Raw genomic sequence first — 3094 nt, 5'->3', positions numbered from 1 at the left:
TGAATGGAAAAACAGGTTATGTTAGTTCAAGCTTTTTATCGAACTCAACTTCTGGGACAAACACAAGTACAACGACAAGTCCGATTACCACAACCACAAAATATGTGAAGATAGCTAGCGGCTCCTTGAACATGCGCAATAGTGCTTCAACTAGTGCTTCGATTATTGTTAAATTGGCAAAAAACACAGCTGTTAAGGTCTACTCTGAATCCAATGGCTGGGCTGAAATAGAGGTATATGGAAAAACAGGTTACGTAAGTTCCGAGTTTTTGTCTGCTACTGCATCAGGCACAGCTCCTGCTCCTAGTGAAAAGCCGCAGCAATCCATCACGAAATATGTGAAGGTTAGTTCCGGGTCAACTTTAAATGTGAGAAAAAGTACTTCAACTAGTTCCGCTATTCTCACAAAATTAGCAAACGGAACGACATTGGCCGTATTGTCAGAGGCAAATGGCTGGGCGAAGGTAAAAGTGAATGGAATAGAAGGGTACGTTAGTTCTGAATTTCTTTCCATTTCCCAATCCAGCCAACCACCTGCCGATAATCAAGAACAGAAAACCGTAACAAAATATGTGAATGTCAATCTAAGTTCTAGTTTAAATATGCGCAAAAGCCCCGCAAGCGATGCATCTGTTTTAGTAAAATTAGCTAGAGGTGTAGCAGTCATCGTGCACTCAGAAGCAAATGGCTGGGCAAAAATCGAAGCCTATGGACAAACAGGGTATGTGAGCTCTGCATTTCTGTCTGAAACGAAACCGACTGCTGGAACTGATTCTGCTCCAGATAACAGCTCCGAACAGGAAAATAAAACAGATGTGACCAAGTATATAGATGTAGTCTATGGTTCAAGTTTAAATATGCGATCAGGAGCTTCGACAAGTGCACCAGTTATCAGTAAGCTAGCTAGAGGAACCCTTGTCACTGTCCATTCTGAGGAGAATGGTTGGGCTCACATAACGGCAAATGGAAAAACGGGATATGTTAGTTCACAATACTTATCAGCAACAGAACCTTTTACTCCCAATATTACAAATGGGACCATTGAAAAAGGATTTGAAAGCTATAACATTAGCCTAAATGAGATGATAACGAAGGAGAACGCAGTCAGTCCACAAACTGATAAGCGATATGATACATACATTAGTGCAAATGCCTTAACACTGACCAATGCCACGACCGGTACGGTTAATGGAGCCGGTTGGAATGTCCGCGGCGGAGCCGGCACGAACTATTGGGTAGTTGGCCAAGTCAACAACCAAGACACTGTTCAAATTCTCTCTAAAATAAAAGGGACAGACGGAAATGACTGGTATCAAATTACCTATACTAAAACGTGGGTGAATGCTAGCCCGGAAGATGTAGCTTATTATGTAACCCCAGCTAATTTCCTTGCGAATACCGTTGACTCTCTTCAATTCCTTAAACTATCTGTTGCTGCTAATCTCGATGTGACAGAAGTGAATGATCGAATTTTAGCAGGGAAAGGAATTTTAGAGGGATTAGCATCCGCCTTTCTCACAGCAGGAACGACATCTGGAATTAATGAAGTGTATTTAATCTCGCATGCATTGCTGGAAACGAATAATGGTACCTCTCAACTTGCAACGGGCGTACAAATTAACGGGAGAACAGTCTATAATATGTATGGCATTGGTGCCTATGATAACTCCGCGATTACGAGCGGAGCGCAATTTGCTTATAATGCCGGCTGGTTTACTCCTGAGGCGGCAATCGTCGGCGGGGCACAATTTATTGAAAATGGCTATATTAATGCAGGACAAGATACACTCTATAAAATGAGATGGAATCCAAATTCAGTGGCCACTACTGGTGCTGCCGCACATCAATATGCAACAGATATCGGCTGGGCAGCAAAACAAGTCAATCAAATTTATAATATTTATAGTTTATTAGATTCATATAAGCTAGTACTCGAAATCCCTCAGTACAAGTAAACACACAAAGAGGCTGCCCATTGGCAGCCTTTATTTCGTCCGTATCGTTCAACTAACCTTTTCAATATTTACCAAACAATCATACAACACGCTTCCTAACCCATTGTCCGATTCAGCGTTGGCAGTCAAGTTGTTTACTGATCCACCAAACTTCGCCCAAATCCCCTCATCAATATTAATCGTATTCGGGTGAGCCTTCGCTAAAATAGAAATAGTCCCAGTTACTTCCCCCCGATCATTCCATACTCGAACAATATCACCATTTTCCAAGCTCAGCTGCTCAGCGATATTCTCAGCCACCTCTACCTTGACCTGCGGTTCCTTAGCGAAAAGGTGATAGTGTTGCGAATGATTGGAGCGCATTGGGTGAATCGTCAGCAGATTGTACGGATATTTTTCTGCCAGTGCTGGATTTGCCCATTTAGATTCAAGCGGGTAGGTGAATTTCAGCAGCCCGTCATCCCCTTTATCCTGGGCAAGAGAAGAAGTGAATTCATATTTTCCACTCGGAGTTTTAAAACGGCGGTCATGCCAAGGAATCGATTCCACCGGCAATTCCACGGTATGCTCAGCCATTAACCGTTCAAGCGTAATCCCTGCTGGTGCTAACGATGTTAGTGTCATCTCGAGGAATTGGGTCCTTGTATAATCAAACGCCTCCCCAAAACCAAGCCTATTCGCCAATTGGGTCCATATCCATAAGTCCGGCTGGGCTTCCCCAGGGGCATCGACTAGTTTGGGACCATAATTAACATAATGATGGTACATCGAGGAGTAATAAAAGTCCTCTTCTTCAAATGCGGTGGTCGTTGGCAAAACATAATCAGCCAGCGCCGCCGTATCAGTCATATATTGGTCAATCACGACCAATGTCTTGACGGATGAAAAGGCCTTTGCCACTACATTTGTATTAGGTACCTGTGTTAACGGATTACCACAGGTCACTATAATCATTTGAATCACGGGATCGACCGCCCGCAACACTTCCTCTGCCTGCTTCATCATCGAAAATTTCCGGCTGGTTTGTTTACGGTTTGGCAAAGTAAGCTCCTCAAAGTCAAAGCTCTGGCCTACTTGAAGATTAGCATAATTCGCCCCGCCACCAGCAATCCCTATATTTCCACTCACTGCAACAAGGG

Annotated in this window: 2 protein-coding genes; one reads left to right on the top strand and one right to left on the bottom strand. The window is 43.4% G+C overall.

Features of this window, described 5'->3' with window-relative positions:
* Window positions 1-1955, top strand: a 1955-nt coding sequence (locus TY15_RS22745; protein ID WP_081799501.1) for an SH3 domain-containing protein, incomplete at its 5' end; no start/stop codon positions are given.
* A 48-nt stretch (window positions 1956-2003) separates the two neighbouring features.
* On the opposite strand, the gene TY15_RS22740 is transcribed toward TY15_RS22745, so the two are convergent.
* Window positions 2004-3094 (bottom strand): molybdopterin-containing oxidoreductase family protein (locus tag TY15_RS22740; RefSeq protein ID WP_042375698.1); only part of this gene is annotated, 1091 nt, incomplete at its 5' end.

The sequence above is a fragment of the Neobacillus jeddahensis genome (assembly GCF_000612625.1).
GTDB classification, from domain to species: domain Bacteria; phylum Bacillota; class Bacilli; order Bacillales; family Cytobacillaceae; genus Neobacillus; species Neobacillus jeddahensis.
Note: the sequence above shows the minus strand (reverse complement) of the source record. Positions and strands in the feature narration are given on the sequence as shown.